The sequence below is a fragment of the Candidatus Desulfolinea nitratireducens genome (assembly GCF_982879505.1).
The window spans coordinates 1-4,369 of the sequence record NZ_CEYOSI010000023.1 but is presented as its reverse complement, the minus strand read 5'-3'; the positions used below and the strand labels follow the sequence as shown (position 1 = coordinate 4,369).

At 50.0% G+C, this 4,369-nt stretch carries 2 protein-coding genes, 1 tRNA gene and 2 pseudogenes; all 5 read left to right on the top strand.

The features are described from left to right. Positions 1 to 170: pseudogene (locus AC3DOM_RS03490) on the top strand (tRNA (guanosine(37)-N1)-methyltransferase TrmD); the annotation flags it as partial. A gap of 248 nt (positions 171 to 418) precedes the next feature. Then, the gene (locus AC3DOM_RS03485) at positions 419 to 1,675 is read left to right on the top strand and encodes an MFS transporter (RefSeq protein ID WP_487917635.1); all 1,257 of its coding nucleotides are present in this window, start codon (positions 419 to 421) and stop codon (positions 1,673 to 1,675) included. Between the two features lie 138 nt (positions 1,676 to 1,813). Continuing rightward, positions 1,814 to 2,833, top strand: coding sequence for a BMP family ABC transporter substrate-binding protein (locus AC3DOM_RS03480; protein WP_487917634.1), 1,020 nt, complete (start codon positions 1,814 to 1,816; stop codon positions 2,831 to 2,833). A gap of 145 nt (positions 2,834 to 2,978) precedes the next feature. Further along, positions 2,979 to 3,051, top strand: a tRNA-Asn gene (locus tag AC3DOM_RS03475). Between the two features lie 173 nt (positions 3,052 to 3,224). Next, positions 3,225 to 4,231, top strand: a pseudogene (locus tag AC3DOM_RS03470) (IS630 family transposase). Positions 4,232 to 4,369 lie beyond the last annotated feature (138 nt).

Genomic DNA, 4,369 nt, shown 5'->3' with positions numbered 1-4,369 from the left:
GCTGGGAGATTCCTGCTGTGCTGCGCTCAGGAGATCATGCCAGGGTTGCCCAATGGCGGCGGGAACAGGCTTTGCTGCGCACATTTAAGCGCAGACCAGAGATGCTTGAAAAGATTGAACTTAGTGATGAAGATCGTGCGTTTTTGGAGACACTAGATTACAGACTTTAGACTTCAGACTTCAGACTTTAGACTTTAGACTTCAGACTTTAGACTTTAGACTTTAGACTTCAGACTTTAGACTTCAGACTTTAGACCTCAGACTTCAGACTTTAGACTTTAGACCTCAGACTTCAGACTTTAGACTTTAGCTTGGAGACTTTCTAATCTTCAACCTACAACCTACAACCTACAACCTACAACCTTCAACCTTCAAACGTTCAAACCTGCAACCTTCAACCAAGAAAAAGGAGATCAAGATGAAATTCAGATACGGCAAGATTTTCCTGCTCGGCTTCGGCTTTTTTGGTGTTAGTGTGGTTTGGGGTGTTTACAACGCCTTTGTCCCCATCTTCCTCTCCGAAAAATTCAATCTCGCCCCGGCGTGGATCGGCTTCTTTATGACCCTCGATAATATCGCAGCCCTCTTTATCCAGCCTTCTGTCGGTGCGTGGTCAGATCGCTTGCGGACGAAGATCGGGCGTCGGATGCCCTTTATCCTGATCGGGGCACCCATCTCGGCAGCCGCCTTTGGGTGGATCCCTCTTGCATCGGTCCTCCCCCTCTTTGTTGCTGGAACGAGCACGCTGCTCTTAAGTATGGCGCTCTGGCGTACGCCCGTCGTCGCCCTGATGCCTGATATCACCCCCTCGAAATATCGTTCCCAGGCCAATGGGATCGTCAACTTCATGGGTGGTATTGGTGCGATCTTTTCCTTCCTGGGTGGCGCAGCCCTCTACGAAATGAATCCGGCCTATCCCTTCTGGATGGGTTCCGGGCTGGTGCTTTTTTCCGCGCTGATGGTTTTCTTCTTCATCAAGGAACCAAAGGAATACGAAGAGAGCGAAATACAGCCTGGTCTTCTCGCCAGCCTGCGGGAAGTTTGGGCGGATAACGATAAAAGTGCTATGCGGCTCTTTGCGGCGATCCTGCTTTGGTTTGTGGGCTATAACGCCATCGAGGCGTTCTTTACGTTGTATGCAAAAAATCATCTGGGGATGACTCCCGCCGATGGGACGCGCCTGCTCGGGCATCTTTCTCTTTTCTTCGTTCTTTCAGCGTTGATCGCCGGATTTGTGGGCGGAAAACTTGGACGCCGTAAAACCATTATGAGCGGAATCTTCCTCCTCGGCGGATTGCTCGCGAGCCTCTACTTGCTCCCGTCAAAATTGCTTGCAACGGTGCTCACCACTGTACCGGTACTTGGCGACGTGGCTGTGATCAGTATCTTTCTGATGGCTGCAGGTGTGGCCTGGGCATTGATCAATATCAATTCCCTGCCAATGGTTGTGGATATGGTTGATGATGCCCGCATTGGTACTTATACCGGGCTTTACTATCTTTTCTCAACCCTGGCTGCGATTTTGGGTCCCAACGTCAACGGTTGGATCATCCAATTAACAGATAATAATTACAATTCGATCATGTTCGTCGCCCCGACCTTTATGCTCCTGGCATTTCTGATGATGCTCGGTGTAACGCGCGGCGAGGCAAAGCCTGATTCTGTGCGCATGTAAGTTTTTATGTAATGTTGCTTATATGGCTATCATCATCTTGCCGAAAAATTCGATAACCTGTATACTAGGAGTCGGTGTGAGCGCTTGTAGACTTGCACCAGTCATTCTATGTAACTCTTTAGAAAGAGGAGTAAGAAAATGAAAAAGTTTTACCTAGTATTTGCGGTATTTACTATTTCCGCTCTCGCGCTCTCCGCTTGTGGTGGCGCTCCTGCAGCCAGTGAAGATAACTGCGCCAGCGAAGAAGTTCTCTGCGTAGGCCTTGTCACTGATGTCGGCGAAATTGACGACAAATCCTTCAACCAGTCTGCCTGGGAAGGTGTTCAGCAGTCCGCTGATGACCTGGGTGCTTTCGTCAAATACGTTGAGACCAAAGATGCCAAAGATTACGCCGCCAATATCGGTCTTTTCGCAGAAAAAGACTATGATGTCATCGTCACCGTTGGTTTCGCCCTTGGGCAAGCCACTGTTGAAGAAGCTGCCAACTACCCGAATATCAATTTCATCGGTGTTGACCAGTGGCAAGGTGAAGCAGTGGCCAACGTAACTGGCTTACTCTTCCCCGAAGATAAAGTAGGTTTCTTAGCAGGTGCATTGGCTGCTCAACTGAGCGAAACCGGTACCATCGCTGCCGTTCTCGGCACCGACCTGGTTCCCCCCGTTGTTGCCTTCAAAGAAGGTTACGAAGCGGGCGCTCTCTATATCAACCCGGATATCAACCTGATCTCCACCTATCACCCCGGTGGTATGGATGTTGCATTTGTTGACCCCGAGTGGGGTGCAACCACATCCAAGCAAGCCATTGACCAAGGCGCAGACGTCGTCTTCGGCGCTGGCGGCAAGACCGGTAATGGCGCATTGATCGAAGTTGCTTCCCACGAAGGTCTTTACTGCATCGGTGTTGACTCCGATCAATGGGAAACCGTTCCCGAAGCACACGACTGCCTAGTTTCCTCCGCAATGAAGCTCATCACCCCCGGTGTATTTGAACTGATCACTGCTTCCGCTGATGGTGCATTCCCCGGCGGCAACTTCTTCGGTTCTGTTGGTTTGGCTAGCTTCCACGACTTTGATAGCGCAGTTCCTCAAGCCGTGAAAGACAAATTGGCTGAGATCGATGCTGGCCTGCAGGATGGCTCCATCTCCACTGGCTACTAAAAAAATAGCATTTAGATAAGCATGAAACGGAGTGTGGCTTTTACCACACTCCGTTTTTTGTATTATTGGGTTTTTATACTTTTGGATCGTGCAGACGGCATTTCCTTGACACATTTCTGCCTTGGCTATATAATCTCGGTCGCCTTCCTCGTTAGCTCAATTGGCAGAGCGAGCGGCTGTTAACCGCTAGGTTCCAGGTTCGAGTCCTGGACGAGGAGCTTTTGATATATAAAAAGGCCCAAAACGTTTTTTTGGAGCCTTTTTTTGTTTAAGCTCTGGTCTTGTAACCTTTTATTTTCGATTAAATATTTTTATAATATGTGTGATAATTGAGCAAATTTATAATTACTGATCCTTGCATAAGTAACTAAACCATGGTTAGATTGACCACATGGCAAAGGATAAAGTGACAAATTGGAAAGAAGAACGCCGCAAGCGAGCCTGGGCTTTACACCAGACTGGCTGGAAGCAAAAGGACATCGCCAAAGCGCTGGGTGTGACCAAGGGTGCCGTCAGCCAATGGATCAAGCGCAGCATGGAAGGCGGCGAAGCAGCGCTCAAGGAGCAACCCAAATCGGGCGCGCCCGCACGTTTGAGTGCGGCTGACCGCCAGAAGCTCCCGAAGTTACTGGAGCGAGGCGCAGAAAGCTTCGGATTTCGAGGCGATCTGTGGACCTGTCCTCGTGTTGGCAAAGTGATCGAGCGCGAGTTCGGGGTGAAATACCACCCCGCCCACGTCAGCCGCATTCTCAAAGACTTGGGGTGGACGCCCCAGAAGCCGATCAGGCGAGCCAGGCAGCGGAAGGAAGCCGAGGTCCAACGTTGGAAGACGGAACGCTGGCCCGAGTTGAAAAAAAGGCGGCCGAAGAAGGGCGCACCATTGTTTTTATAGACGAATCGGGTGTGTATCTGCTTCCGATGGTTGTGCGCACCTATACGCCGCGCGGGCAGACACCAATCTTGAAGGAGTTTCTGTCATACAAGCATCTTTCACTTATCGGGGCGGTCACACCCCAGGGCAGGTTGTTTCTGACAATTTATGCTCATTCGATTACCAGTCGAGAAGTCGTCAGTTTTCTTGGTCAATTGCAACGGCTGATCCCGGGTTTGCTGCTGGTCATCTGGGACGGCATTCCTACGCATCGTTCTAAGATCGTGAAAGCCTACCTGGCAGCTGGGGCAGCTAAGCGCATCCACCTGGAGCAATTGCCAGGATATGCTCCGGACCTCAACCCGACAGAATGGGTTTGGAGCTATCTAAAAATTGCCGATTTGCCCAATATCGCCTGTGATCACCTGCCAGAACTGGAAGTGCTGATCCAAAATGCGAAGCGGCGTATGCAACGCAGACCTGCAATGATCCAGGCTTTCGTGCGTGATGCGGGTTACGAAGTTTAGAAACATATGCAAGGATCAGTAGTTGTATTTTAATCTAGCGCTGCATAACGTCCTTATTGGGATTTTATACAATCCACCCAAAAGCTGTCAACGACAATTAGAAAAGGACATGGCGACAATTAGAAATGCCCATAGTTA